At 74.5% G+C, this 26,369-nt stretch carries 25 protein-coding genes; 21 read left to right on the top strand and 4 right to left on the bottom strand.

Features of this window, described 5'->3' with window-relative positions:
• Nucleotides 1-39 precede the first annotated feature (39 nt).
• From dop to pafA, 5 genes are all read left to right on the top strand, one after another.
• Nucleotides 40-1,545, top strand: a complete 1,506-nt coding sequence (dop, locus tag AC0IVP_RS04715; RefSeq protein WP_471754922.1) for a depupylase/deamidase Dop — start codon at nucleotides 40-42, stop codon at nucleotides 1,543-1,545.
• 98 nt (nucleotides 1,546-1,643) lie between these two features.
• The gene (locus tag AC0IVP_RS04710; protein WP_056298652.1) at nucleotides 1,644-1,853 is read left to right on the top strand and encodes a ubiquitin-like protein Pup; all 210 of its coding nucleotides are present in this window, start codon (nucleotides 1,644-1,646) and stop codon (nucleotides 1,851-1,853) included.
• 93 nt (nucleotides 1,854-1,946) lie between these two features.
• Nucleotides 1,947-2,795 (top strand): proteasome subunit beta, encoded by an 849-nt coding sequence (gene prcB / locus AC0IVP_RS04705; protein ID WP_056298649.1) that lies wholly within the window; start codon nucleotides 1,947-1,949, stop codon nucleotides 2,793-2,795.
• A gap of 3 nt (nucleotides 2,796-2,798) precedes the next feature.
• On the top strand, nucleotides 2,799-3,638 hold the full coding sequence (gene prcA, locus AC0IVP_RS04700) for a proteasome subunit alpha (RefSeq protein ID WP_056298645.1): 840 nt from the start codon (nucleotides 2,799-2,801) through the stop codon (nucleotides 3,636-3,638).
• 10 nt (nucleotides 3,639-3,648) lie between these two features.
• On the top strand, nucleotides 3,649-5,007 hold the full coding sequence (gene pafA, locus AC0IVP_RS04695; RefSeq protein ID WP_471754920.1) for a Pup--protein ligase: 1,359 nt from the start codon (nucleotides 3,649-3,651) through the stop codon (nucleotides 5,005-5,007).
• 6 nt (nucleotides 5,008-5,013) lie between these two features.
• Here the strand turns inward: pafA and AC0IVP_RS04690 are convergent, their stop codons facing one another.
• Nucleotides 5,014-5,880: an aminoglycoside phosphotransferase family protein gene (locus AC0IVP_RS04690; protein WP_471754918.1), complete on the bottom strand. Its 867-nt coding sequence runs from the start codon at nucleotides 5,878-5,880 to the stop codon at nucleotides 5,014-5,016.
• Nucleotides 5,880-6,980: a DUF3866 family protein gene (locus AC0IVP_RS04685; protein ID WP_471754916.1), complete on the bottom strand. Its 1,101-nt coding sequence runs from the start codon at nucleotides 6,978-6,980 to the stop codon at nucleotides 5,880-5,882. The genes AC0IVP_RS04690 and AC0IVP_RS04685 overlap by 1 nt, the downstream gene beginning before the upstream one ends.
• Nucleotides 6,981-7,016: 36 nt before the next feature.
• On the opposite strand from AC0IVP_RS04685, the gene AC0IVP_RS04680 reads away from it, so the two are divergent.
• The 8 genes from AC0IVP_RS04680 (at nucleotide 7,017) to AC0IVP_RS04645 (ending at nucleotide 15,681) form a co-directional block, all read left to right on the top strand.
• Nucleotides 7,017-7,994: a helix-turn-helix transcriptional regulator gene (locus AC0IVP_RS04680; RefSeq protein WP_471754914.1), complete on the top strand. Its 978-nt coding sequence runs from the start codon at nucleotides 7,017-7,019 to the stop codon at nucleotides 7,992-7,994.
• Nucleotides 7,991-8,947, top strand: a complete 957-nt coding sequence (locus tag AC0IVP_RS04675; RefSeq protein ID WP_056298631.1) for a helix-turn-helix transcriptional regulator — start codon at nucleotides 7,991-7,993, stop codon at nucleotides 8,945-8,947. The genes AC0IVP_RS04680 and AC0IVP_RS04675 overlap by 4 nt, the downstream gene beginning before the upstream one ends.
• 50 nt (nucleotides 8,948-8,997) lie before the next feature.
• The gene (locus AC0IVP_RS04670; protein ID WP_471754912.1) at nucleotides 8,998-9,216 is read left to right on the top strand and encodes a hypothetical protein; all 219 of its coding nucleotides are present in this window, start codon (nucleotides 8,998-9,000) and stop codon (nucleotides 9,214-9,216) included.
• Nucleotides 9,217-9,307: 91 nt separating this feature from the next.
• Nucleotides 9,308-9,628, top strand: a complete 321-nt coding sequence (tatA, locus tag AC0IVP_RS04665) for a Sec-independent protein translocase subunit TatA (protein WP_056298625.1) — start codon at nucleotides 9,308-9,310, stop codon at nucleotides 9,626-9,628.
• Between the two features lie 19 nt (nucleotides 9,629-9,647).
• Complete coding sequence (tatC, locus tag AC0IVP_RS04660) at nucleotides 9,648-10,568, top strand: twin-arginine translocase subunit TatC (protein WP_235564909.1); 921 nt, start codon at nucleotides 9,648-9,650, stop codon at nucleotides 10,566-10,568.
• Nucleotides 10,569-10,572: 4 nt separating this feature from the next.
• On the top strand, nucleotides 10,573-11,466 hold the full coding sequence (locus AC0IVP_RS04655) for a diacylglycerol kinase family protein (protein ID WP_471754910.1): 894 nt from the start codon (nucleotides 10,573-10,575) through the stop codon (nucleotides 11,464-11,466).
• A gap of 29 nt (nucleotides 11,467-11,495) precedes the next feature.
• Entirely contained in the window at nucleotides 11,496-14,357 is a 2,862-nt protein-coding gene (locus AC0IVP_RS04650; RefSeq protein ID WP_056298614.1) for a DEAD/DEAH box helicase, read from the top strand.
• 178 nt (nucleotides 14,358-14,535) lie between these two features.
• A complete protein-coding gene (locus tag AC0IVP_RS04645; protein WP_471754908.1) occupies nucleotides 14,536-15,681 on the top strand; it encodes a DUF4333 domain-containing protein in 1,146 nt (381 codons plus the stop codon).
• 63 nt (nucleotides 15,682-15,744) lie between these two features.
• Here AC0IVP_RS04645 and AC0IVP_RS04640 read toward each other — a convergent pair whose 3' ends face one another.
• The gene (locus AC0IVP_RS04640) at nucleotides 15,745-16,662 is read right to left on the bottom strand and encodes a 5'-3' exonuclease (protein ID WP_056299082.1); all 918 of its coding nucleotides are present in this window, start codon (nucleotides 16,660-16,662) and stop codon (nucleotides 15,745-15,747) included.
• Between the two features lie 228 nt (nucleotides 16,663-16,890).
• Between AC0IVP_RS04640 and AC0IVP_RS04635 the strand changes: the two genes are divergently transcribed.
• The 4 genes from AC0IVP_RS04635 to AC0IVP_RS04620 all read left to right on the top strand — a co-directional run bounded on the left by AC0IVP_RS04635 (nucleotide 16,891) and on the right by AC0IVP_RS04620 (nucleotide 19,931).
• Nucleotides 16,891-17,442 carry an Lrp/AsnC family transcriptional regulator gene (locus AC0IVP_RS04635; RefSeq protein ID WP_471754906.1) on the top strand — a complete coding sequence of 184 codons (552 nt, stop codon included), beginning with the start codon at nucleotides 16,891-16,893 and terminating at the stop codon, nucleotides 17,440-17,442.
• Nucleotides 17,439-17,801, top strand: a complete 363-nt coding sequence (locus AC0IVP_RS04630; RefSeq protein ID WP_471755056.1) for a nuclear transport factor 2 family protein — start codon at nucleotides 17,439-17,441, stop codon at nucleotides 17,799-17,801. Before AC0IVP_RS04635 ends, AC0IVP_RS04630 begins: the two co-directional genes overlap by 4 nt.
• A 90-nt stretch (nucleotides 17,802-17,891) precedes the next feature.
• Nucleotides 17,892-18,977 carry an Rv2578c family radical SAM protein gene (locus AC0IVP_RS04625; RefSeq protein ID WP_056298604.1) on the top strand — a complete coding sequence of 362 codons (1,086 nt, stop codon included), beginning with the start codon at nucleotides 17,892-17,894 and terminating at the stop codon, nucleotides 18,975-18,977.
• Nucleotides 18,978-19,061: 84 nt separating this feature from the next.
• The gene (locus AC0IVP_RS04620) at nucleotides 19,062-19,931 is read left to right on the top strand and encodes a lysophospholipid acyltransferase family protein (protein ID WP_471754904.1); all 870 of its coding nucleotides are present in this window, start codon (nucleotides 19,062-19,064) and stop codon (nucleotides 19,929-19,931) included.
• Between the two features lie 40 nt (nucleotides 19,932-19,971).
• On the opposite strand, the gene AC0IVP_RS04615 is transcribed toward AC0IVP_RS04620, so the two are convergent.
• Entirely contained in the window at nucleotides 19,972-21,381 is a 1,410-nt protein-coding gene (locus tag AC0IVP_RS04615; protein WP_471754902.1) for a KamA family radical SAM protein, read from the bottom strand.
• 140 nt (nucleotides 21,382-21,521) lie between these two features.
• Between AC0IVP_RS04615 and kdd the strand changes: the two genes are divergently transcribed.
• From kdd to kamE, 4 genes are all read left to right on the top strand, one after another.
• Complete coding sequence (kdd, locus tag AC0IVP_RS04610; RefSeq protein WP_235564908.1) at nucleotides 21,522-22,547, top strand: L-erythro-3,5-diaminohexanoate dehydrogenase; 1,026 nt, start codon at nucleotides 21,522-21,524, stop codon at nucleotides 22,545-22,547.
• Nucleotides 22,544-24,058 (top strand): amidohydrolase, encoded by a 1,515-nt coding sequence (locus AC0IVP_RS04605; RefSeq protein WP_471754900.1) that lies wholly within the window; start codon nucleotides 22,544-22,546, stop codon nucleotides 24,056-24,058. Before kdd ends, AC0IVP_RS04605 begins: the two co-directional genes overlap by 4 nt.
• The gene (kamD, locus tag AC0IVP_RS04600) at nucleotides 24,055-25,623 is read left to right on the top strand and encodes a lysine 5,6-aminomutase subunit alpha (protein WP_471754898.1); all 1,569 of its coding nucleotides are present in this window, start codon (nucleotides 24,055-24,057) and stop codon (nucleotides 25,621-25,623) included. Before AC0IVP_RS04605 ends, kamD begins: the two co-directional genes overlap by 4 nt.
• On the top strand, nucleotides 25,620-26,369 hold a 750-nt coding region (kamE, locus tag AC0IVP_RS04595), incomplete at its 3' end, for a lysine 5,6-aminomutase subunit beta (RefSeq protein WP_471754896.1). The genes kamD and kamE, both read left to right, overlap by 4 nt.

Genomic DNA, 26,369 nt, shown 5'->3' with positions numbered 1-26,369 from the left:
CGGCAGGTCGGCGGCGGCGCGCCCGCCTAGGGTGACCGCATGAGCGTGCGGCGGGTCATGGGGACCGAACTGGAGTACGGCATCTCGGTCCCGGGACAGCCGGGGGCCAACCCGACGACGCTGTCCAGCCAGGTGGTCAACGCCTGGGCCCCGGCCGAGGCGCCCTCCCGCCGGCGGCCCCGGTGGGACTTCGAGGAGGAGTCGCCGCTGCGCGATGCCCGGGGGTTCGACCTGTCGCCGTCCCGGGCGCTGGACCACGCCGACCCCGACGAGGACCCGGGCATGGCCAACGTCGTGCTGACCAACGGTGCCCGGCTCTACGTGGACCACGCCCACCCGGAGTACTCGACGCCGGAGGTCACCAGCCCCCGGGACATCGTGCTGTGGGACAAGGCGGGGGAGCGGGTGATGGTCGAGGCCAGCAAGCGCGCCGCACGGGTGCCCGGCAGCCTGCCCATCCAGCTGTACAAGAACAACACCGACGGCAAGGGCCAGTCCTACGGGGCGCACGAGAACTACCTGATGGACCGGCGGACGCCGTTCATCGAGATCATCCGCGGCCTCATCCCCTTCTTCGTCACCCGGCAGGTCTTCGCCGGGGCCGGGCGGGTGGGACTGGGCACCGACGGGCGCTCGCAGGGCTTCCAGCTGTCCCAGCGGGCGGACTTCTTCGAGGTCGAGGTGGGGCTGGAGACCACGCTCAAGCGGCCGATCATCAACACCCGGGACGAGCCGCACGCCAACCCCGACGAGTACCGCCGGCTGCACGTGATCATCGGCGACGCGAACCTGGCCGAGTGGTCCACCTACCTCAAGGTCGGGACGACGGCGCTGGTGCTGGCCATGATCGAGGCCCGGGCGCTGTCGGTGGACCTGACCATCGAGGACTCGGTCGAGGCGCTGCAGGCGGTCAGCCACGACCCGACGCTGACCCACCGGGTCCGGCTGCGCGACGGCCGCCGGCTGACCGCGCTGCAGGTCCAGCAGGAGTTCCTGGACCAGGCCCGCGACTTCGTGGACCGGACCGGGGACACCGACGAGCAGACCCACGACGTGCTGGCCAAGTGGGGACAGGTGCTCGAGGACCTGGCGATCGACCCGATGCGCTGCGCCGACCGCCTGGACTGGCCGGCCAAGCTGCGGCTGCTGGAGGGCTACCGGGCCCGGGACGGGCTGTCCTGGGGCGACGCGCGGCTGGCCCTGGTCGACCTGCAGTACTCCGACATCCGCCCCGAGAAGGGCCTCTACGAGCGGCTGGTGGCGCGCGGGTCGATGCAGCGGCTGGTCACCGAGGAGGAGGTCACCACGGCGATGACCACCCCGCCCTCGGACACCCGGGCCTACTTCCGCGGGGAGTGCCTGCGGCGCTTCCCGGCCCAGATCGCGGCCGCCTCGTGGGACTCGGTGGTGTTCGACCTGGGCCGGGAGAACCTGGTCCGGGTGCCCACCATGGAGCCCCTGCGCGGCACCCGGGAGCACGTCGGCGCGCTCTTCGAGCGGGTCAGCGGCGCGCAGGAACTCGTCGAGACGATCACCGGCGGGTGAGGCCGGCGGCCCGTCCACCGGACGGACGCCGCCGTGTCACACCCCGCGGGTAGCTTCCCCAGCAGAGCAGCACACCGACACCGAGCGGGAGGACCACCATGGCCACCAGGGACACCGGCGGGCAGCAGAAGGCGACGCGGTCGCGCGAGGAGACCGAGGAGGTCGAGGCCTCCGTCGACTCCGACGTCGCCGAGCGCCACGAGAAGGTCACCGAGGACGTGGACTCGATCCTCGACGAGATCGACGGCGTCCTGGAGTCCAACGCCGAGGAGTTCGTCCGCTCGTACGTGCAGAAGGGCGGGGAGTGATCAGCTGATCACCCCTGCACCCGCACCACCAGCACAGCACCGCAGCACAGGCAGACCAACGGGTCGTCACCAGACGGCAGGAGAGGCGGACGAGTGAGCGAGCAGATCTCCGGACGGAGCGGGTTCCCGCCCGCGTACCTGGACCGGGTGGGCTCCTCGTTCACCGACTTCCTGGGCCGGACCGCGCCCGACCTGCTGCCCGGCCGGCGTCCGGTCCCGACCGTGCCGGTGGGCGACCTCGCGCCGCACGGGACCACGATCGTCGCCGCCACCTTCGACGGCGGCGTGCTGATGGGCGGTGACCGGCGGGCCACCATGGGCAACCTGATCTCCTCCCGGGACATCGAGAAGGTCTACGCCGCCGACGCGTACTCGGTCATCGGCATCGCAGGCGCGGCCGGCATCGCGATCGAGATGGTGCGGCTCTACCAGGTGGAGCTGGAGCACTACGAGAAGATCGAGGGGATGACCATGTCGCTGGACGGCAAGGCCAACCGCCTCGCCGCCATGATCCGCGGCAACCTGGGTGCCGCGATGCAGGGCCTGGCCGTCGTCCCGTTGTTCGCCGGCTTCGACCTGGACGCCGCCGAGGGCGTCAACCCGGGCCGGATCTTCAGCTACGACGTCACCGGCGGGAACTACGAGGAGCGCGGGTACGCCTCCGTCGGCTCGGGGTCGCTGTTCGCCCGGGGCTCGCTGAAGAAGACCTGGCGTCCGAACCTGTCCGCCGAGGCCGCGACCCGCAGCCTGGTCGAGGCGCTCTACGACGCCGCCGACGACGACTCCGCCACCGGTGGTCCCGACGCCGTCCGCCGGCTCTATCCGATCCTCTACCGGATCGACGCCGAGGGAGCCGTCCGGCTGCCCGACGACGAGGTGGCCGCGATCGCCGCCGCCATCACCGCCGACCGGTCCGCCGGCGCCGACACCCGGGGGGCCTGAGCCATGACGATGCCCTACTACGCCTCCGCCGAGCAGGTCATGCGGGACCGGTCGGAGTACGCCCGCAAGGGCATCTCCCGCGGCCGCAGCGTCGCCGTCCTCACCTACGCCGACGGCGTCCTGCTCATCGCCGAGAACCCCAGCTCGACACTGCACAAGGTCGGCGAGATCTACGACCGGATCGGCTTCGCCGCCGTCGGCCGGTACTCCGAGTTCGAGAGCCTGCGGGTCGCCGGCGTGCGGCTGGCCGACGTGCGGGGCTACAGCTACAACCGCCGCGACGTCACCGGCCGGGTGATCGCCAACGCCTACGCCCAGACCCTCGGCTCGATCTTCACCGAGCAGATGAAGCCCTTCGAGGTGGAGCTCTGCGTCGCCGAGGTGGGCACCACCCCCGAGTCCGACCAGCTCTACCGGCTGACCTTCGACGGCTCGGTCGTCGACGAGCCCGACTTCGTCGTCATGGGCGGGCAGGCCGAGGCCGTCACTGCCACCCTTCGCGAGCACTTCCGTCCCGGGCTGGGCCTGGCCGAGGCGCTGGCGGTGGGCGTTCGGGCACTGTCCGCGGCCAGTGCGTCCACCCAGGCCAACGGCGGCGGGCACGCCAGCCTGCCGGCCGAGCAGCTGGAGGTGGCGGTCCTGGACCGGCGCCGTCCCAAGCGGGCGTTCCGGCGGATCGTCGGCGCGGCCCTGCGCGGCCTGCTGTCCGACGACACCGCTGCCGACGACGCCGTCACCGGGGAGACCACCCCCGAGGCGCCCAACCACCTGCCCAGCGCCCCCGCGCCGGGCACGCCGCCCGGGCTGGGCGACCACCCGGCCCCAGACGACACACAGGCCTAGGCTCGACGGCGTGGACCGCAGGATCTTCGGCATCGAGACCGAGTACGGCGTCACGTGCACCTTCCAGGGTCAGCGCCGGCTCTCACCCGACGAGGTGGCGCGCTACCTCTTCCGCCGCGTCGTCTCCTGGGGGCGCAGCTCGAACGTGTTCCTGCGCAACGGCTCGCGGCTGTACCTGGACGTGGGCAGCCACCCCGAGTACGCCACCGCCGAGTGCGACGACCTCACCGAGCTCGTCGTCCACGACAAGGCGGGGGAGCGGATCCTCGAGGGCCTGCTCGTCGACGCCGAGCAGCGCCTCAACGACGAGGGCGTCAGCGGCGACATCTACCTGTTCAAGAACAACACCGACTCCGCCGGCAACAGCTACGGCTGCCACGAGAACTACCTCGTGGGCCGACACGGGGAGTTCTCCCGGCTGGCCGACGTGCTCATCCCGTTCCTGGTGAGCCGGCAGATCGTGGTCGGTGCCGGCAAGGTGCTGCAGACCCCCCGCGGCGCGGTCTACTGCGTCAGCCAGCGGGCCGAGCACATCTGGGAGGGCGTCTCCAGCGCCACCACCCGGTCCCGGCCGATCATCAACACCCGCGACGAGCCGCACGCCGATGCCGAGCGCTACCGCCGCCTGCACGTCATCGTCGGCGACTCGAACATGAGCGAGACGACGACGCTGCTCAAGGTCACCATCACCGACCTGGTGCTGCGGATGATCGAGGACGGCGTGGCCGTGCGGGACATGACCCTGGAGAACCCGATCCGGGCCATCCGGGAGATGAGCCACGACCTCACCGGCCGGCGCAAGGTCCGCCTGGCCAACGGCCGCGAGATGTCGGCCCTGGAGATCCAGACCGAGTACCACGACCGGGCCGCCGAGTACGTCGACCGCGAGGGCCTGGGCCCGGTGCACCGGCAGATGCTGGAGCTGTGGGGCCGCACCCTCAAGGCCGTCGACACCGGCGACCTGTCCCTCGTCGACCGCGAGGTCGACTGGGCCATCAAGCACTCGCTCATCGAGCGGTACCGGGCCAAGCACGACCTGTCGCTGTCCGCCCCGCGGATCGCCCAGCTCGACCTGGCCTACCACGACATCCGCCGCGGCCGCGGCCTCTACTACCTGCTGGAGCGGGCCGGGCAGGTCGAGCGGGTCACCCACGACCCGGCCGTCTTCGAGGCCAAGAACGTGCCGCCGCAGACCACCCGGGCCAAGCTGCGGGGGGACTTCATCCGCAAGGCCCAGGACAAGCGGCGCGACTTCACCGTCGACTGGGTGCACCTCAAGCTCAACGACCAGGCCCAGCGGACCGTGCTGTGCAAGGACCCGTTCAAGTCCGTCGACGAGCGCGTGGAGAAGCTCATCGCCTCCATGTGAGGTCGGTCAGAGGGCAGCCCGGAGGAACTCGTCGCGGCGCTCGATGAGCAGCGCCGCACCCAGGTCGGGGCGGCCCTGGCCGGCGATCGCGTCGACGAACCAGTCCATCGTCGGCGGGGTCGCCAGCCCTGCGACCAGGTCCCAGCGGGCGACGTCGACGTCCGGCCCGCCGGCGGCGGACCAGCCGGCCAGCACCGGCTCCTCGGCGCCGGGCCCGTGGCAGAGCACCGCGTCCAACCGGGCCGAGCCCAGGTCCAGCCCGACCGGGCCCGTGCCGGAGCAGTCCCAGTCCAGCAGTCCGGTCAGCGTGCCGTCCGGCGTCCACAGCGTGTTCCCGTGCCAGAGGTCCCCGTGCACGAAGCCCAGCGGCCCCTCGTGGGCACCGCGGGCGGCCAGGGCCGCCTCCGCCTCGGTGAGGAGCGGGCGGGGGAACGCCGTCCGCAGGGCAGCGAAGTCGACCCCGCCGATGGGGGAGTCGACCCGGTCGAGCCCGGGCGGGGGAGCGACGGCCGCCACCCGGGCGGCCGCTGCGCCCAGTGCGGCCAGCCGGGCGTCGTCCCGGACGGGTGGGATGACGCTGGTCCCGGGCAGCGCCAGGGTCAGCAGCAACGCAGGGGTGCGGTCCAGAGCCGACCCCAGCACGCGCGGGGCCGGCAGCCCCGCCGCCCCGGCAGCCCGCAGGCCGGCCAGTTCGGCGCGCAGCAGCCCGACGTCACCCCCGACGCGCAGGACGACGTCCCGGCCGTCGGACAACGACACCCGCCACGGCGAGCTCCGGTCCCGCAGCCCGACGACGGCCAGCACCGTCGCCTCCGGCGCCGCCGTGGCGACGACCCAGCGCAGCTGGGCGCCGGACGGGCCGGGGCGGACCATCAGGAGGGGCCCGCCAGGTGCGCGGCGTGCCGACCGGCGGCGGCCTGGGCCAGGAAGTAGGCCCGCTCCTCCGCCAGGCCCCGGCCCATGGTCGACAGCCGCACGGGCGAGGCGGCGAGGGCGTCGTCGAGCCCTTCGACGGGTACCCAGACGACGGGGTTCCGCTCGGGCTGACCGGCGAGGTCCTCGGCCACCTGGCTGCCCAGGTCCGAGGGGAGCCCGCGCGGGGCGACCAGCGTGACGCCGCCGAGGGCCACCCGGCCGAACGCGGTGAGGGAGTGGTGGGAGACCCCGCGGTGCCGCGGGCGGGGGTCGGCGTCGGAGATGCGCAGCGCCCCGACGGTCCGCCCGCCCAGCACGTGGACGGCGTTGCAGGCCTCGCCCGCGGCCACGCCGGAGAAGCCCCACGGCGTCCCGGTTCCCAGGTTGCCCGGCCCCTGCGCGACGACGGTGACGTCGGCCTGCAGCACGTGCCGGGCGGCCAGGAGCCCGGTGTGCACGGTGACCGCCTCCAGGTCCCCGCCGAACGCCTGGCCGACGGTGACGACTCCGGCCAGGGTCGGGGCGAGGGCGTCCAGGGTGCGGGAGAAGGCGGCGGGCAGCGCCCCGCCGTCGGTCATCACGTAGGCGACCCGGAGGTCCGGCCCGGTGGCGAGCACGCCGGCGAGGACGGCGGGCAGCGCGGAGTGCAGGTCCGCGACGACGACCGGCATGCCGTCGACGTCCTCGGCCTCGGCGATGACCCGGTGGTGCGGGGTCTCCTGCTCGTCCACGCCCTGCACGGTGACCTGCAGCCCGGTGTACCGGCCCTTGACCAGGTGGCCGGGGCCGCTGGGGTCGGGGGGCAGCCGGTCGGGCACGGCGACGACGAGGGCGTAGCCGCCGGTCCCCAGGCGCTGGGCCCAGGCGGTGGTGTTCAGCAGCACGTCGTCGCCGACCTGCGGGGTGCCGACGACGGAGGGGTGCGCGAGGGCGCGCAGGTCGCCGTCCCCGGGGACCGTGACCTCGAGCTCGAGGGAGTCCCGCCAGGTCCGGCCCAGGGCGGTCACCGTCCCGCGTCGCCAGCGGATCCGGGAGCCAGGTGCGTCGGAGATGCCCACCGGCCCAACCTACGGGGGACCACTAGCCTGGGAGGCGTGTCGGCCAAGCGTGCGGAGAGACTGGTCAACCTGGTCTTCGCGCTGTTGGGCACCCGGCAGTACGTCTCGGCCGAGCGGATCCGCACCACGGTCCCCGGCTACGAGCCGGCCGACGGGTCCGAGCGGGCCGACGAGGCCTTCAAGCGCATGTTCGAGCGCGACAAGGCCGACCTGCGCGAGCTGGGGGTCCCCCTGGAGACGGGCCGGACCAGCGCGTTCGACGTCGAGGACGGCTACCGGATCGCGCGCTCGGAGTACGAGCTGCCCGAGATCGCCTTCACCGGCGAGGAGGCCGCCGCCGTCGGCCTGGCGCTGCGGCTGTGGCAGTCCGCGCAGCTCGGTGGCGCGGCCCAGGGGGCTCTGGTGAAGCTGCGGGCCGCCGGCATCGACGTCGACGGGGAGCGCGGACTGCCGCTGCAGCCCCGGCTGGACGCCGGCGAGCCGTCCTTCGACGCCTGCTACTCCGCCGCCCGGGACCGTCGGCTGCTCACCTTCACCTACACCCGGCCCGACGAGGACGCCGGCGTCAAGCGGCGCGTCCAGCCGTGGGGCGTGGTGGCCTGGCACGGCCGTTGGTACCTGGTCGGCCACGACCTGGACCGCGCGGCCCCGCGGGTGTTCCGGCTGTCCCGGGTGACCGGCACGCCGCGCGTCAGTGGTCCGCCCGACGCCTTCACCCCGCCCGCCGACGTCGACCTGGCCGCCGTCGTGGCCCAGCAGGTGGGCCGCAAGGAGACCGTCGTGGTGGTCCGCGCGCGCCCGGGGGCGGCGGTCGGCCTGCGCCGTCGGGCCATCGCGCTGGACCCGGCACCGGACGGGGAGGACCGGCTCGAGCTGCACACCACGGAGCCGTGGGGGCTCGCCGACGAGCTGGCTGCGCACGGGCCCGACGTGCTGGTGGAGTCCCCGCCCGAGGTCCGCCAGGCCGTCGTCGAGCGGTTGACCCGGCTCGCCGCCATGGGAGGCCCGCGATGAGCGCCCCGACCGCCGACCGGATGACCCGGCTGCTGGCCCTGGTGCCCTACCTGGAGGCCCGACCGGCCGGGGTGCTGATGGCCGACGCCGCCCGCGACTTCGGGGTGACCGAGGCGCAGCTGCGCAAGGACCTGGAGCTGCTGTGGCTGTGCGGGCTGCCCGGCCACGGCCCCGGTGACCTCATCGACCTGTCCTTCGAGGGTGACCGGGTGCGGGTCACCGACACCGCCGGTCTGGCCCGCCCGCTGCGGTTGGCGACCGACGAGGCGGTCGCGCTGATCGTCGCGTTGCGCACGCTGCTGGAGCTGCCCGGGCTGGCCGAGACCGAGGCGGTCAGCCGGGCGCTGGTCAAGGTGTCTGCGGCCGCCGGGGAGCCGGCCGACCTGGCCGGTGCGGTGTCGGTGAGCATCGACGCTCGCGCCCAGGCCCTGGCCGTCGTCCGGCAGGGGCTGGAGGCCCGGCGGGCCCTGCACCTGCACTACTACGTGCCCTCCCGCGACCAGCGGACCGAGCGCACCGTGGACCCGATGCGGCTGCTGCTGGTCGACGGGCACTGGTACCTGGAGGCCTGGTGCCGGCGGGCCGAGGGCGTGCGGCTGTTCCGGCTGGACCGGGTCGACGACGTCGCCGTGCTGGACGAGGCGTCCGCGCCGCCCGAGCAGGCGCAGGAGCGGGACCTGGCCGACGGCCTCTACGTGCCCGACGCCGAGCAGCCGCTGGTCCGCCTGCAGCTGGCCCGCTCGGCCCGCTGGGTCGCCGACTACTACCCGGTCGAGGACGTCGAGCCGCTCCCCGACGGGGGCCTCGCGGTCGCCGTCCGGACGGCGGACCCGGCGTGGGCGCGGCGCCTGGTGGCCTCCCTGGGCGGCGCCGCCGTGGTGGTCGAGCCGCGCGAGCTGGCCGACGAGGTGGCCGCCGACGCCCGGGCCGCGCTGGCCCGCTACCAGGGCTGACGGGCCGGGTCACGGTCCCCGCTGTCGTTGCCGGCGGCTAGGGTCGGGGTGTGGTCGTGCTGATCGTGTGGGTCGTCGTCGCCGTGCTCGCCGTGCTCGCGCTCGGCGTGCTGGCCTACGGGCTGCTCGGTGCCCGCAACCGGCTGGTCCGTGAGATCGGCCTGCTGCAGCGCGACGTCGCCCCCGTGGCGGCCCAGCTCCAGACCGCACTGGCCGCGGCCGCCGCGGCCCGGACCGCCCAGCAGGAGACCCGCTCCGGCCAGCGGTGACACCCGTCCGGACGGCCCCTGCGACGCGAACGCCCAGCGACACCCCCCGCGTACAGTCCGCGAGGAGCCCCCTCACCCCACGGAGGACCCTGTGAGTCTCGGCCCGCTCGAGATCGGCCTGATCATCCTGGCCATCCTGCTGCTGTTCGGCTACAAGAAGCTGCCGGACGCCTCCCGCTCGCTGGGCCGCTCCATGCGGATCTTCAAGGGCGAGATGAAGGGCATGAAGGACGACGACGTCCGCAGCAAGGACGAGGCGAAGACCGTGCGCGGGGAGATCGTCCCGCCGGCCGCCCCGCTCACCCCGGACTACGAGGCCGAGGCCCGGGCCGCCGAGGCGCGCGCCGCCGAGGCCCGCGCCCGGGCGAACGCACCCCAGCCGGGCACCAGCCCGGTCGACGGCCCCCGCTGACCCCGGTCACCCCCGCCCGGTGAGCACGACCGAGGCCAGCCGACCGCGCCTCGGTCGGCGGCGCAAGAAGCCGCCCCGTGACGAGGCAGCGACGATGACGCTGATCTCGCACCTCAAGGAGCTGCGCAACCGGATCGCCGTCGCGCTGTTCTTCATCCTGATCGGCACCGCCGTCTGCTTCTGGTGGTACGACCACGGGCTGGGCCAGTTCATCCGGGCCCCCTACTGCGGGGTGCCGGCGGAGAACCGGCTGGAGTCCGGCGTCGACGGCGAGGACTGCCGGCTGCTGGTCACCGACGTCTTCGGCGGTGCGCTGATCCGCCTGAAGATCGCGTTCATCGCCGGCATCGTGGTGTCCGCGCCGTTCTGGCTGTGGCAGGTGTGGGGCTTCCTCACCCCGGGGCTGAAGGCCAACGAGAAGCGGTACGGCGTGACCTTCGTGGCGGCGGCGAGCTCGCTGTTCGCGCTGGGTGCCGTGCTGGCCTACATCTCCCTCAAGGCCGGCCTGACCCTGCTGCTGGGGCTGGCCGGCGAGAACGTGACGATCGCGCTGACCGCGCAGGACTACATCGGGTTCGTCATCTCGATCCTGCTGGCCTTCGGCGTCTCCTTCGAGCTGCCGTTGATCGCGGTCGCGCTCAACCTGATCGGCGTCCTGTCCTACGAGGTGCTGTCGAAGTCCCGGCGCTGGATCTTCTTCCTCACCATCGTCTTCGCCGCCTTCATCACCCCCACCCAGGACCCGTTCACCCTGCTGCTCATGGCGCTGCCCATGTGCGTGCTGTTCGAGGTCGCCATCCAGATCGCCCGGCTGGTGGACAAGCGCCGCGCCAAGCGCGACGCCCTGGCCGGCTTCCACGACCTGGACGACGACGAGGCCTCCCCGCTGGACCCCAGCCCCTCCCGGCTGGACGACGAGCCCCCGCCACCCCGGGACTGAGGGCGTGCGCGTCGGCCTGCTGGTGAACGCCGCCGCCGGCCGCGGGCGCGCCGCCGGGGTGGTCGACGCCGTGACGGCCCGGCTGGCCGACGTGGAGCTGACCCCGCTCCTCGCCCCCGACCGGGCCTCTGCTGAGGCCCTGGTGGCCCGGACGGCCCCTGGTCTGGACGCCGTCCTCGCCCTCGGTGGGGACGGCGTCGCGCACGCCGCGGTCCAGGGCCTGGCCGGCTCCGGCGTCCCGCTGGGCGTCCTGCCGGCCGGGACGGGCAACGACCTGGCGCTGGCCCTCGGCGTGCCCCCGGACCCGGTGGCCGCCGCCCGCGCGGCCGTCGACGACCTGGCCCGCGGCGCCGTCACCCGGCTGGACCTGGCCCGGACCGGGGACCGCTGGTGGGCCACCGTGCTGTGCTGCGGGTTCGACTCGGTGGTCAGCGACCGGGTCAACCGGCTGCGCTGGCCGCGCGGCCCCCGCCGCTACGACCTGGCGATCGCCGTCGAGCTGGCCCGGTTGCGGCCGCGCGCCGTCCGGCTGGTGCTCGACGGGGTCGCCACCCTCCACGAGGTCACCCTGGTCGCCGTCGGCAACACCCCCTGCTACGGCGGCGGACTGCGCATCTGCCCCACGGCGGACCCCACCGACGGCCTGCTCGACGTCACCGTGATCGGGCCGGTGACCCGCCTCGACCTGGTCCGCACCCGACCCCGGCTGGCCGCCGGCACGCACGTCGAGCACCCCGCGGTGAGCGTGCACCGGGCCCGCACCGTGCGGGTCGAGGGCGCCGGACCGTCGGTCGCGGCCCTCACCACCTGGGCGGACGGCGAACCGGTCGGCGGGCTGCCGGCGGAGACCGTCGTCGTCCCCGGGGCGCTGGCCGTGGTGGGCGCCGACCGCCGGTGAGTGTCGTACCCAGCGCCTACCGTGGGGGCATGTCCAGCCCTGCCGAGCGGTACGCAGCGAGCCGGCGCCGGGGGAGGCACCCCCTGCTCTCCGACTTCACCGTCGACCTCGGGTTCAGCCTGGACCCCTTCCAGGTCGAGGCCTGCGAGGCGCTCGAGGACGGGTCCGGCGTCCTGGTGTGCGCGCCGACGGGCGCCGGCAAGACGGTGGTCGGCGAGTTCGCGGTGCACAAGGCCCTGGCCGAGGGGCGCAAGGCGTTCTACACGACGCCGATCAAGGCGCTGTCCAACCAGAAGTACGCCGACTTCGTGGACCGCTACGGCCCGGAGAAGGTCGGCCTGCTCACCGGGGACAACGCGGTCAACGGGGACGCCCCCGTGGTGGTGATGACCACCGAGGTGCTGCGCAACATGCTCTACGCCGACTCCCCGGCGCTGCGCGGGCTGGGTTACGTCGTCATGGACGAGGTGCACTACCTGGCCGACCGGTTCCGTGGCGCGGTGTGGGAGGAGGTGATCATCCACCTCCCGGACGACGTGGCGCTGGTGTCGCTGTCGGCGACGGTGAGCAACGCCGAGGAGTTCGCCGACTGGCTGGTCACGGTCCGCGGGGACACGAAGGTGGTGGTCAGCGAGGTCCGGCCCATCCCGCTGTGGCAGCACATGCTGGTGGGCGGCCGGCTGTTCGACCTGTTCGCACTGCGGCCGGTCGCACACGTCGCCGCCGAGGACGCCGCACCGGCCGGGCGCGAGCTGTCGACCCGGCAGCGCGGGTCGGCCGTCGTGGACCCGGAGCTGGTGCGCTACGTCAAGGAGCAGGAGCGCCGGCTGGACTCCTGGCACGGCGGTGGGGGCCGGCGCGGCCGGGACTCCCGGGACCGCTACGACCACCGCCCCCGCTACGTCCCACCGGGCCGGGACGAGGTGCTCACCCGACTGGACCGGTCCGGGCTGCTGCCCGCGATCACGTTCGTCTTCAGCCGCAAGGGCTGTGACGCGGCGGTGGAGCAGTGCCTGCGCTCGGGGCTGCGGCTCACCGACGAGGCCGACCGGGCGGAGATCGCCGAGGTCATCGAGCGGCACACCGGGTCGCTGCACGACGCCGACCTGCACGTGCTGGGCTTCTGGGAGTGGCGGGAGGGCCTGCTCGCCGGGCTCGCGGCGCACCACGCCGGCCTGGTCCCGGCGTTCAAGGAGACCGTCGAGGAGCTCTTCGTCCGGGGCCTGGTCAAGGCCGTCTTCGCCACCGAGACCCTGGCGCTGGGCATCAACATGCCGGCTCGCACCGTGGTGCTGGAGAAGCTGGTCAAGTGGAACGGCGAGGCCCACGTCGACGTCACGCCGGGGGAGTACACCCAGCTCACCGGCCGGGCCGGGCGGCGCGGCATCGACGTGGAGGGACACGCCGCCGTCGTGTGGGCGCCCGGGGTCGACCCGGCCACGGTCGCCGGGCTCGCCAGCACCCGCACCTACCCGCTGCGGTCCTCCTTCCGGCCCAGCTACAACATGGCCGTCAACCTGGTCGGCTCGTTCGGCCGGGAGCACGCCCGTGAGCTGCTGGGCTCATCCTTCGCCCAGTTCCAGGCCGACCGGTCGGTGGTGGGCCTGGCCCGCTCGGCGGCCCGGCACGAGGAGGAGGCCCTCGCGCTGCAGGCGCAGGTCAGCACCGACCTGGGTGACGTCGCGGGGTACGCCCGGTTGCGCCAGGAGATCAGCGAGCGCGAGAAGGCGCTGTCCCGCGACACCCAGTCCCGCCGGCACCTGGAGGCCGCCGAAGCACTGATGGCGCTGCGGCCGGGGGACGTCGTCCGGGTCCCGTCGGGGCGGCGTCAGGGGCTGGCCGTGGTGCTGGACCCCGGCATCACCGAGCTGGGCGACCCCCGACCACTGGTGCTCACCGAGGACAAGTGGGCGGGGCGGCTGGGGCCCATCGACTTCCCCACCCCCGTCGAGGCGTTGGCCCGGATGCGCATCCCCAAGGCGTTCAACCACCGCAGCCCGCACGCCCGGCGGGACCTGGCGGCCGTGCTGCGCGAGACCCGGGTCGAGAACGAGCTGGGTGCCCGGAAGACCCGGGCCCGCTCGACCGCTGGGGAGGACCCGGTGCTGTCGGACCTCCGGCACGCCCTGCGCCAGCACCCGGTGCACGCCCTGCCCGACCGAGAGGTGCGGGTCCGGGGGGCCGACCGCTGGCTGCGGTCGCTGCGGGAGGCCGAGGACCTGCGCCGCCGGATGGACGAGCGCACCGGCTCGCTCACCCGGCAGTTCGACCGGACCTGCGACGTGCTCGAGCAGCTGGGCTACCTGCTGCCCGACGCGCCGTCCGCGGCGGACGTGGACACGCCCGGGCCGCACCCGTCGGTGGAGGCGCCCGTGGTGACCCCGGACGGCCGGCGGCTGGCCCGCATCTGGTCCGAGGCCGACCTGCTGACCGCGGAGTGCCTGCGCGCCGGGGCGTTCACGGGCCTGGACCCCGCGCAGTTGGCCGCGTGCGTGTCCACCCTGGTCTTCGAGGCCCGGCGGGAGTCCCCGGCGCAGCCCTCGGTGCCGGCGGGGCCCGTCGCGGCCAGCATCGCGGCGATGCGGCGGGTGCAGGTCGACCTGCGGGCCGTCGAGTCCGACCACGGCGTGCGCCCCAGCCGCGACCTGGACCTGGGGTTCGCCTGGGCGGCCTACCGCTGGGCGGACGGGCAGACCCTCGACCGGGTGCTGGCCGGCGCGGAGGAGGCCGGCACCGAGCTCTCCGGCGGGGACTTCGTCCGCTGGGCGCGGCAGCTGGTCGACCTGCTCGACCAGCTGGCCAAGGTCGCCGACGGGCCCGTCGCCGGGGTGGCCCGGGCCGCCGTCGACCGCGTCCGGCGGGGCGTCGTGGCGGTCGCCGTCTCCGGCTGAGCCACCCGGCCGTCATCACCCACCCGTCACCCACCCGTCGCCGCCCCCGCCGGCCCGTCGCGGTTCGCCCGGTGCCGGGAGGGGGTGTGGTGGACAATCGTGCCGCCCGGGCGGCGCATCCCACGTCCGGGACGTCGTCCACCGGGCGACGCGAGCCACACGTACCGAGGGAGCGACGATGACCAACCCGCCGCAGGGTGGCGACCAGCAGCACGGGGACCAGACCCCGGAGCGCCCGGCCGAGACGCCGTGGTGGACCGGCCAGGGGTCCGACGGCTCGGCGCCCACCGGCGGGTCCCCGGCCGAGGGTGCCGACAGCACCCCTCCGCAGGGTCCCGACGACGGTCCCGGCTCCACCCGGATGATCCCGCTGCGCGACCCGCAGGGTGAGTCCGGCGGGCAGCCGGGTGCGTCCGGCTGGGGGCAGTCCGGTGGCTGGTCGGGTGCACAGGGACAGGGGCAGGGGCCGAACACCGGTTCGTCCAGTGCCTCCAGCTGGTCCGGTGGCGCACCGTCGTCGCAGTCCTCGTCGTCGCAGTCCTCGCCGTCGCAGTCGGGTCCGCCGCAGTCCTCGTGGTCGCAGGGCGGCCAGCAGTCGGGGGCGGGTGGCTGGGCCTCGGGCCCGGGCGACCAGTCCCCGCCCGTCGGGCAGGGCCAGTACGGGGGCGCACCGTCCGCCTGGGGCCAGCAGGGCCCCTCGGGGGCGCCGTCGGCCGGTCCCTCCCCGCAGTACGGACAGTCGGCCCAGCAGTACGGCCAGCCCGGCTACGGGCAGCCCGGCCAGCAGGGCCAGTACGGGCAGCAGCCCGGCCAGCAGGGTCAGTACGGCCCCGGCGGTCAGCAGTACGGCCAGGGCCAGCCCGGTCAGTACGGCGCGGGCCAGCAGTACGGGCAGGGCCAGCAGGGCCAGCAGTACGGGCAGGGCCAGTACGGCCAGCAGGGCGCCTACGGGCAGCCCGGCCAGTACGGCCAGCAGGGTCAGGCCGGCGGCTGGGGCGGGGCACCCGCGGCCCCGGCGAAGAAGAAGCCGCTGGGTCTCATCATCGGGTTGGCGGCACTCGCCCTGGTCGTCATCGCGGCCGCGATCGTCCTGCCGATGGTCCTGGGTTCCACGAAGCTCGACCCGCAGGCCGTGCAGCGCGACGTGGCCGCCCAGTTCGAGGAGCGCGAGAACGTCTCCCTCGACCTGTCCTGCCCCGACGACATGACCGTCGAGGTCGGGGAGACCTACACCTGCACCGGCACGACCGGCGACGACGAGGAGGTCTCGATCACCATCGAGGTCACCAGCGACGACGCCGCCTACACCTGGCAGGAGGGCTGACCCCAGCCCGCACCGACGGCCCCGGCCGGTCACCCTGCCCCGGGGTGACCGGCCGGCGTCGTCTCAGCCGACGAAGCCGGGCCACTCCAGGGCAGCACCCAGCCGGCGGACCGAGGTCTGCAGGCCGTGCTCCTCCGCCAGGTGGGTGAGCCGGTCGGGGTCGGCCGGGCGGCTGGGCAGGTGACCCTCGACCGCCGGCATGTCGATGTCGCAGACCACCTCGACCACGGCCGGGGCCACGTCCAGGTAGGCCGAGGCCTCGTGCAGCTTCTTGAGCACCGACGCCGTCAGCGGCGCCTTGGGCACCGCCGTCCGGGCGGCCGCCTCCCGGATGCCGGCCAGCGACCCGAAGGCGTTGACCAGGGCGGCGGCGGTCTTCTCCCCGACGCCCTTGACCCCGGGCAAGCCGTCACTGGGGTCCCCGCGCAGGACGGCGAAGTCGGCGTAGGACCTCCCCGGCACGCCGTACTTCGCGGCGACCGCGCCCTCGTCGACCAGGTCGAGGTCACCGATCCCGCCGCGGGCGGTGTACAGCACCCGGACGCCGCGGGCGTCGTCCACCAGCTGGAACAGGTCCCGGTCCCCGGTGACGACGTCGACCGGCCCGCGGGCCCGGGTGGCCAGGGTGCCGATCACGTCGTCGGCCTCGTAGCCGGGGGCACCGACCCGCTCCAACCCGGCTGCGGCGAGCACGTCGACGAGCACCGGGACCTGCGGGCCCAGCTCGTCGGGGACCTCCTCGCCGCCCTCGGCGGACTGGCGGTGCGCCTTGTACGAGGGCACCGCGTCGGTGCGGAAGGCCGGCCGCCAGTCGTCGTCCCAGCAGGCGACGAACCGGGTCGGCCGGTGCGCGACGACCAGTCGCGCGGTCATGTCCAGGAACCCCCGGACGGCGTTCACCGGCCGGCCGTCGGGGGCCGTCACCGTCGTGGGCACCCCGTAGAAGGCCCGGAAGTACAGGCTCGCCGCGTCCAGCAGCATCGTCGTCACGCCCGGGACGGTAACGGCCTGACAACGACTGTGGACGACGATCGGGACCGTCACACCCCGTGGCTAGTCTGCGAGGGTGCAGACCGCCGTCGTCCCTGGGCCCACCCCGGCTGGGGTGTCTGCGCTGGTCACGACCCGGGAGGCTGCACACCTCGACCCCGCTCGGGGACCCGGCCGTCAACTCCGAGGACGGCCTCCGACTGCTGAACGAGGGACCCCGTGAGCGCGACCGAACTGCCGGCTGAACCCCTCGCCACCGTGCCCGCGGCCGCACCGCTGGAGGCTCGGCCGGTCGAGGCGCGGCCGGTCGAGGCGCGGGCGGTCGAGGTGCGGGCGGTCGACGTCGACCGGGCGCTGCTGGCCGCACTGGCCCGGGACGGGCGGGCCAGCTACACCGAGCTGGCCGAGAAGGTGGGCCTCTCGGTCTCCGCGGTGCACCAGCGGGTCCGCCGGCTCGAGCAGCGGGGGCTGATCAGGGGCTACGCGGCGAAGGTCGACGCGAAGGCGGTCGGCCTGCCGATGGTGGCCTTCGTGTCGATCACCCCCATCGACGTCGCCCAGCCCGACGACGCCCCCGCCAGGCTGGCGCACCTGACCGCGATCGAGGCCTGCCACTCGGTGGCCGGGCCCGACAGCTACATGCTCAAGGTGCGGGTGGCCTCACCCGACGCGCTGGAGGGCCTGCTGGCCGAGATCCGGGCGGCGGCGAACGTCACGACCCGGACCACGGTCGTGCTGACGACCTTCTACGAGGACCGGCCGCCGCTCTGACCCTCCACCCCGGGTCGACGCCGGACGTACCGGCGCTGTACGCGGCCTGGTCGGCCGGCGACGTCCCCGCGGTGGTGGCGTGCCTGCACCCCGACGTCGACTGGCCGGAGCCCTGGTCCGGGGGCCGGGTCCGGGGGCAGGACGCCGTCGCGGCGCACCTGACCGCGCAGGGTCTCGACCTCCGCCTCACCCTCAGACCCCTGGAGGTCCGGGCGACCGGCGGGGGACTGGCGGTGACGGTGCACCAGGTCGTGCGGGACACCGATGGCGACGTGCTGTCCGACACCACGGTGCTGCACACCCTGACGGTGCGCGACGGCCTCGTCGGTCGCCTCGACGTCGGCGAACCCCCACCCTGAACCGACGGCGGTCGGGCATCCCCACAGACACGGACGGGCAGCGGGCGTCGGCTCGTCGACAAGGGCCCGAACGTGTGTTCGACTGGGCGCATGCGATGGGACGCCCAGCGGCTCGACCTCGAGGAGCCCACGACGCTCCCCGGGCTGCCCACCGTCGCCGGCCTGCTGCGCAGCCTGCAGGTGCCCGAGTTCCCCGGCCTGACCCTGCACGAGGTCCGGTCCAAGTCGGCGCTCAACGCCGTGCCCAAGGGCTCGGCCATGCCGTTCGGCTACACGATCAACACCTTCAGAGGGTGCAGTCACGCCTGCGTCTACTGCTTCGCGCGCGGCACCCACGAGTGGCTGGAGCTGGACACCGGGGCCGACTTCGACCAGGAGATCGTGGTCAAGACCAACATCGTCGAGGTGCTGCGCCGCGAGCTGGCCCGGGCGTCGTGGAAGCGCGAGCACGTCGCGCTGGGCACCAACACCGACCCCTACCAGCGGGCCGAGGGCCGGTACCGGCTGATGCCGGGCGTGATCGAGGCGCTGGCCCGGTCGGGCACCCCGTTCTCGATCCTCACCAAGGGGACGCTGGCCCGCCGCGACCTGCCGCTGCTGGCCGCGGCCAGCAGGGACGTGCCGATCGGCATGGGCGTCTCGCTGGCCATCTGGGACGACGAGCTGCACCGCTCGCTGGAGCCCGGGGTGCCCACACCGAAGGCGCGGCTGGAGCTGGTCCGGCAGATCACCGACGCCGGGCTGCCGTGCGGGGTCTTCCTGGCCCCGGTGCTGCCGGGCCTGACCGACCAGCGCGAGCACCTGGAGAAGGCGATCGCCGCGGTCGCCGAGGCCGGGGCCACCGGGGTGACCGTGGTGCCGCTGCACCTGCGCCCGGGCGCCCGCGAGTGGTTCACCACCTGGCTGTCCCGGGAGCACCCCCGGCTGGTCAGCCGCTACCGCACGATGTACGGCCGCGGGGCCTACGTGTCCGCGGACTACCGGACCTGGCTGGCTGCCCGGGTGGCCCCGATGCTGGCCGCCCACGGCCTGGACGCGCACAGCGGGGGAGCGGCCCGGGGCCTGGACGGCGGCCTCCCCGGCGACGACGCGGCCAGCTTCCCCCGCGGGTCGCTGCCCGACCGGCCGGTGGCGGTCAGCGACCGGGTGGAGCCCGAGCAGCTGTCGTTGTGCTGAGCGGGGGCCGGGACGGCGAGGGGGCAGCGGAACGCGTCCGAGCCGTCCGGCTACGGCTCACGACCGGCCGTTAGGGTCCGCAGCATGTACACGGCCAGCCTCCGCGACGTGATCCGCCGGGACCTCTTCGGACCCTCACCGGACCCGCGGGACCGGCCCTACCGGTTCGTCATCCGGGTCTGCCTGGTGGTCTTCACGGCCTTCGGCTTCCGCTTCGACGTCCGCGGCCAGGAGCACGTGCCGACCACGGGCGGCGCGGTCATCGCCAGCAACCACGTCAGCTACTTCGACTTCACCTACCTGGGCCTGGGCGCGCTGCCCCAGCACCGGCTGGTGCGCTTCATGGCCAAGGCCTCGGTGTTCGGGCACTGGTTCGCCGGGCCCTTCATGCGGGCCATGCAGCACATCCCGGTCGACCGCACAGCCGGCGCCGCGGCCTTCGACGTCGCCGTGGAGGCGCTGAAGGACGGCCAGGTCGTCGGGGTCTTCCCCGAGGCGACCATCTCCAGCTCCTTCACCGTCAAGGACCTCAAGGCCGGCGCCGCGCGGATGGCCGTGCAGGCCGGCGTGCCGATCATCCCGGCCGCGGTCTGGGGCGGGCACCGGATCGCCACCAAGGGCCACAGCGTCGTCCTCAGGCGCGGCGTCGCGGTCACCGTGCTCCTCGGCGAGCCGATCGTGCCCGAGCCGGGGGAGAAGGCGCAGTCGATCCTGCGTCGCACCAAGGTCGCCATGGAGGCCCTGCTCGCCGAGGCCCAGGCCGGCTACCCCGACGTCCCCGCCGGCGACGACGACCGCTGGTGGCAGCCCGCGCACCTGGGCGGCACCGCCCCCACGCCCGAGCAGGCGCACGAGCTCGACGTGCACGACGTCCGGGGCACCGCGGTCAAGGGCCCGCGGACGAGCCTGCCGGCCCGCGCGAAGCACCTGCTGGGCTCGCTGCGCCGGCGCTAGTGCGCCGCCGCCGGCGCGACCGGCCGAGCCGGGGCCGGGCTCACCCCAGGAGCTGGGCGACCGACGCCTCGCGGGAGGCCACGGCGGCCATCTCGGCGGCGACCGGGTCCACCGCCCGCTCGGCCCACCACTGCTGTCCGGCCTCGGGCAGGGTGTGGATCGGGTCGTAGTAGGTGTACCGGCGGTCCAGCGCGGCCTCGTCGGTGCGCTCGATGCCGGTGCGGTAGTTCTTGGTCCACCAGCTGATCCCGCGGACCCGGTCGTACTCGGCGACCTGGTGCACCCAGCGCTTCCCGACGTAGGGCACGTCGCAGACGATCCGCGGGGTCGCGAAGCCGGGCAGGTAGCCCATCAGGTCGTGCTGCAGGGTCTGCGCCGTCCCCAGCGCGACCCGCCAGTGCTCGGCCGACGGGATCATGTCGCACATGTAGAAGTAGTAGGGCGTGATGCCGGCACCGTCGAGCAGGGCGAAGCACAGGTCCAGCAGCTGGCCGGCGGTGTCGTTGACCCCGTGCAGCAGCACGCCCTGGTTGCGCACGTCGCGGACCCCGGCGGCGAGCATCGCCTGAGCGGCCTCGGCGACCAGCGGCGTCACCGACTGCGCGGCGTTGACGTGCGTGTGCACGGCGAGGGACACCCCACGGGAGCGCGCGGTGGTGGCCAGCCGGGTCATCCCGGCGACGACGTCGTCCTGCAGCCAGTGCTGGGGCATGCCCATCAGCGCCTTGGTGGCCAGCCGGACGTCGCGCACGGACTCGATCTCCAGCAGGCCCGAGACGAAGGCCTCCAGGTTCTTGAACGGCAGGTTCGCCACGTCGCCGCCGGAGACGACGACGTCCCGGACGCCGGGGGTCGCCCGCAGGTAGGCCAGCATCTCGGCCTGCCGGTCGACCGGCTTGAGGTCGAACTTGAGCTTGGTGACCGCCGGCGTGGAGTTGCCGACGAGGTCCATCCGGGTGCAGTGCCCGCAGTACTGCGGGCAGGTGGGCAGCAGCTCGGCCAGCACCTTCGTGGGGTAGCGGTGGGTCAGGCCCTCGACGGCCCACATCTCGTGCTCGTGCAGGGAGTCGCGCGCGGCGTGCGGGTGGCTGGCCGCGCTCCCCGCGTACCGGTCGGAGGCGACCGGGAGCATGTACCGGCGCACCGGGTCGGCGAGCACCGCCGCGGTCGTGGGGACGGCGTCGGGCACGATCGTGTTGAGCATCTGCGGCGGCAGCAGCAGCGACATCGTCGCGCGGCCGGCCTGGTCGGCCTCCACGTCGGCGTAGAAGGACTCGTCGAGCAGGTCGCCGTAGACCCCGCGCAGCTGGCGCAGGTTCTTCACGCAGTTGACCCGCTGCCACTGGGCGCTGCGCCACTGGGCCCCGGTGACGTCGGCGAACCCGGGCAGCCGCCGCCAGTCGGGCTCGACGAGCTCCCGTGCGCGGTACTCGTAGGGCTGCTCCAGCACGGCGTCCTCCTGCGGTGGTCCTGCGGTCGGACCGGCCGGTCCGGTGGCGACACGGGAACGGTACGGGAAGAACTACGGCGAAAGTCACACAACGCGCTAGGTTCTCCGGCAGGAGCCCCCGATGGAGCAAGGAGACACAGGTGTCGACGACGGCGGTGCAGCGCGCCCTGGGTGTGCACCGGGTGCTGGAGCCGGCCGGGGTGCTGCCCCAGGCCGCCCGCCGGCTGGACCCCGACGCCCCCACCGGGCCCGACGAGGTGCGCATCGACGTCGAGCGGCTCAACCTCGACGCCGCCTCCTTCCGGCAGCTCACCGAGGCCCACGACGGCGACGGGGACGCCGTCCGGGCGGCCGTGCTGGCGATCGTGGCCGAGCGCGGCAAGATGCAGAACCCGGTCACCGGGTCCGGCGGGATGCTCATCGGGACCGTGGCCGAGGCCGGCGACGACTCACCGCTGGGCCTGGCCGTCGGCGACCGGGTGGCCACCCTGGTCTCGCTCACCCTCACCCCGCTGCGCATCGACGACGGCCTGACCCGCTGGGACGGCCGCGGCGAGCAGGTGCCCGCCCGGGGCACCGCCGTGCTCTTCGCCCGCTCCATCGCCGCGGTGCTGCCCGAGGACCTGCCCGAGCCGGTGGCGCTGGCCCTGCTCGACGTCTGCGGGGCACCGGCGGCCACCGAGCGGGTGGTCCGCCGCGGGTCCTCGGTGCTGGTCGTGGGGGCAGCCGGCAAGTCCGGCTGCCTGTCGTTGGCCGCGGCCCGGGACGCGCACGCCCGCCGGGTGGTCGGCCTGGTGCGCGACGACCGGGAGGCCGCCGCGTTGCGGGCCGCCGGTCTCGCCGACGAGGTCGTCGTCGCCGACGCCACCGACCCGCTCGCGGTCGCCGCCGCCGTCGGCGAGCCGGTCGACGTCACCGTCGTCTGCGTCGACGTCCCCGGCGCCGAACACGGGGCGGTCCTCGCGACGGCCGACGGTGGCACCGTGGTCTTCTTCTCCATGGCCACCTCCTTCCCGGCGGCGGCCCTGGGCGCCGAGGGGATGGCAGCGGACGTGACGATGCTGATCGGGAACGGCTACACGCCGGGGCACGCCGCCCTGGCCCTGGACCTGTACCGCCGGACCCCCGGCGTGCGGGCCCTGATCGACCCCCGCGTCCACCCGTGAGCACCCTGGTCACCGACGTCACGGTCGGCGACGCCCGCGGGCGCGCGGTGCACGTCGTCGACGGCGCGATCGCCTGGGTCGGGCCGGCCACGGACGCACCACCGGCAGCCCGCACCCTGGACGGCGGGGGAGCGCTGCTGACCCCGGCGTTCGTCGACGCGCACGTGCACGCCACGGCCACCGGCCTGGCGCTCACCGGGCTGGACCTGCACGGCGCGGACAGCCTGCGGTCGGCGCTGGCCGCCGTCGCCGCGCACGTCGCCGCGCACCCGACCGGCATCGTGCTGGGCACCGGGTGGGAGGAGACCGCCTGGCCCGAGGGCCGGGCCCTGACCCGGCACGACCTGGACGCCGTCGTCGGCGACCGGCCGGCCTACCTGGCCCGCGTCGACGTGCACTCCGCCACGGTCTCCACCGCCCTGCTGGACCGGGTCCCGGGGATCACCGACCTGCCCGGCTTCGCCGCCGACGGCCGGCTGCGCCTGGACGCCCACCACGCCGCCCGGCAGGCCGCCTACGGCGCCGTCGACCCCGGCCAGCGCACGGCGGCCCAGCGGGCCACCCTGGACCTGGCCGCCGACCTGGGCATCGGCTGCCTGCACGAGATGGGTGGACCCGAGGTCTCCAGCGCCGAGGACCTGGCCGGGGTGCTCGCGCTGAGCCGCCAGGTGCCCGGGCCGCTCGTGCTGGGCTGGTGGGGTGAGCTGTCCGAGCGCGGCGGGCTGGACGTCGTCCGGGAGCTGGGCCTGTCCGGCGCCGGGGGCGACCTGTTCTGCGACGGCGCGTTCGGCTCGCACACCGCCGCGCTGTCCACCCCCTACACCGACCGGCCGGAGACCTCCGGCGCGCTGCGCTTCGAGACCGCCCAGCTGGTCGAGCACGTCCGCGCCTGCACCGCCGCCGGCGTCCAGGCCGGCTTCCACTGCATCGGCGACGCCGCCGTGGACCAGGTGCTGGCCGCCGTCGCCGCGGTGGGGGAGCAGCTGGGCCGGGACGCCGTCCGGGCCTGCCGGCACCGGCTGGAGCACGTGGAGATGGTCGGCCCCGACGCCATCGAGGAGATGCGCCGCTGGGGCGTCGTGGCCAGCGTGCAACCGGCCTTCGACGCCGCCTGGGGCGGGGACGCCGGCATGTACGCCGAGCGGCTGGGCGTGGAGCGCGCGCTGGACTGCAACCCGCTGGCCGACCTGTCCGACGGCGGGGTCGCCATCGCACTGGGCAGCGACGCCCCCGTGACCCCGCTGGACCCGTGGGGCGGCGTGCACGCCGCGGTCGACCACCGCACGCCGGGTGCGGGGCTGCGCCCCTTCGACGCCTACGACGCCGCCACCCACGGCGGCTGGCACGCCGCCCGCGCCGAGCACCCCGAGGGCCCGCTGGCCGTCGGCGCACCCGCGCACCTGGCGCTGTGGGCCACCGACCTGACCCTGTCCGGGGTGCTCGCCGAGCGCGCCCGGCCCACCAGCCGCGGCCTGCTCGTCGCCGGTGACGTCGTCCGAGGAGGACCGTGAGCGCCCGCCTGACGCTGGACCCCGCCCTGGTCATCCGCGCCCGGGAGCTCGCCGCCCGCGCCGCGCAGCCGGTGATCGACCTGGCCGGGCAGCACACCACCGTGTCCGTGGAGCGCGCGGTGCTCCGGCTGGCCGGGCTGGAGGGCACCGACCCGGTGACCGGCGAGGGCGAGATCCCCTGGGTGAACCGGGTGGTCGACACCGTCCGCGAGCAGGTCGGCCTCGAGCACGGCGTCGCCCTGCCCGTCTGGGACGCGATCTCCTCGGGCCGGGCGGGGAGCCTGCAGGACGTGGCCGAGCAGGTCGGCGCCGGCACCGCCCGCTTCGCCGTCCCCACCGGTGGGGACGCCGACCGGGCCCGGGAGGCAGCGCTGGCCGCCGTCGGCGCCGGACTGGGCCGGGTGGACGACGCCCGCCGCCGGCGGGAGGAGCTGGTGGCCACCCACGGCGACCCGCCGCGACGTCCCTGGGTCTACCTGATCGTGGCCACCGGCGACATCTACGAGGACATCCCGCAGGCCCAGGCCGCCGCCCGGGCCGGCGCCGACGTCATCGCCGTCATCCGGTCCACCGGGCAGTCCCTGCTGGACTACGTGCCCGAGGGCGCCACCCGCACCGGGTACGCCGGCACCTACGCCACCCAGGAGAACTTCCGGCTGATGCGGGCCGCGCTCGACGAGGTCAGCGCGGAGCTGGGCCGCTACGTCCGGCTGACCAACTACGCCTCGGGGCTGTGCATGCCCGAGATCGCCGCGCTGGCCGGGCTGGAGCGGCTGGACATGATGTTGAACGACGCGATGTACGGCATCCTCTTCCGCGACATCAACCCGATCCGCACCTTCGTCGACCAGCGGTTCAGCCGGATGGTGCACGCCCGCGCCGGGATCATCATCAACACCGGCGAGGACAACTACCTCACCACCGCCGACGCCGTCGACGAGGCGCACACCGTCACGGTCAGCCAGCTGCTCAACGAGCGCTTCGCCCGCGAGGCCGGGCTCGAGGACTGGCAGCTGGGCCTGGGCCACGCCTTCGAGATCAACCCGGCCGTCCCGGAGTCCTTCCGGCTGGAGCTCGCGCACGCCATGCTGGCCCGCTCGCTGTTCCCCGACGCACCGCTCAAGTGGATGCCGCCCACCAAGCACATGACCGGCGACGTGTTCGGCGGCTACCTGCTGGACGGCTTCTTCAACCTGGCCGGGATGCTCACCGGTCAGTCGATCCTGCTGGTCGGGATGATGACTGAGGCCGTCGTCACCCCGTGGCTGTCCGACCGGGACCTGGCGTTGCGCAACGTGCGCTACGTGCTGGACGCCGCCGGGGGACTCGGCGAGGACTTCGCACCCCCGCCCGGCGGGTTCATCGACACCCGGGCGCACACCGTGCTCGGCGAGGCCGTCGACCTGCTGGAGCGGATCACCGCCGACGGGCTGCTGCCCTCGATCGCCGCCGGCACGTTCGGCATCACCAAGCGCCCGGCCGACCGCGGCAAGGGCCTGGACGGCGTCGTCGTCAAGGCCCCCGGTCACCTGGACCCGGCCACCGAGCTGATGGAGGCCCGATGACCATCGTCCGTCCCTACGGCGACACCACCGGCGACGGCATGGTGCAGACCTCGTTCACCCTGCCCGTCCCGCCCGGCCCCCGCGCCGAGGGCGCCGCGCTGCAGCTGGCCACCAAGATGGGCATCGCCCCGGCCATGGTCGTGCACAGCCACGGCATCGGCACCGACTTCACCTTCTTCGTCGTCTACGGGTCGGTGTCCCACCTGGTCGACACCGACCTCGTGGAGGTCGAGGAGCGGGCCTACCCGCTGCTGAGCCCCAGCGAGGTCAACGGCGCCATCAAGTCCCGGCTGCACCGCAAGCTGGTGGTGATGGGCGCCTGCATCGGCACCGACGCGCACACCGTCGGCATCGACGCGATCCTCAACCTCAAGGGCTTCGCGGGGGAGAAGGGCCTGGAGTACTACCGGGAGATGGACGTCGCCAACCTCGGCGCTCAGGTCACCGTCCCGGAACTGGTGGGCCAGGCCCGCGCCGCCCGCGCCGACGCCGTGCTGGTCAGCCAGGTGGTCACCCAGAAGGACGCGCACCTGCGCAACACCCGGGAGCTGGCCGGGGCGTTCCGCGAGGCGATGGGGCCCGAGCGTCCGCTGCTGGTCGTCGGCGGCCCCCGCTTCGACCCCGCGATGGCCGGTGAGCTCGGCGTGGACAAGGTCTTCGGCCGTGGCACCACCCCCGGCGAGGTGGCCTCCTACCTCGTCTCCGCGTTGCTGCCCGCCCCGACCCCGGATCCTGCCCTCGTCCCC

The sequence above is a fragment of the Klenkia sp. AC732 genome, assembly GCF_979256525.1.
The sequence above is the reverse complement of the archived record's forward strand: the minus strand, read 5'-3'. Positions and strand labels throughout refer to the sequence as shown.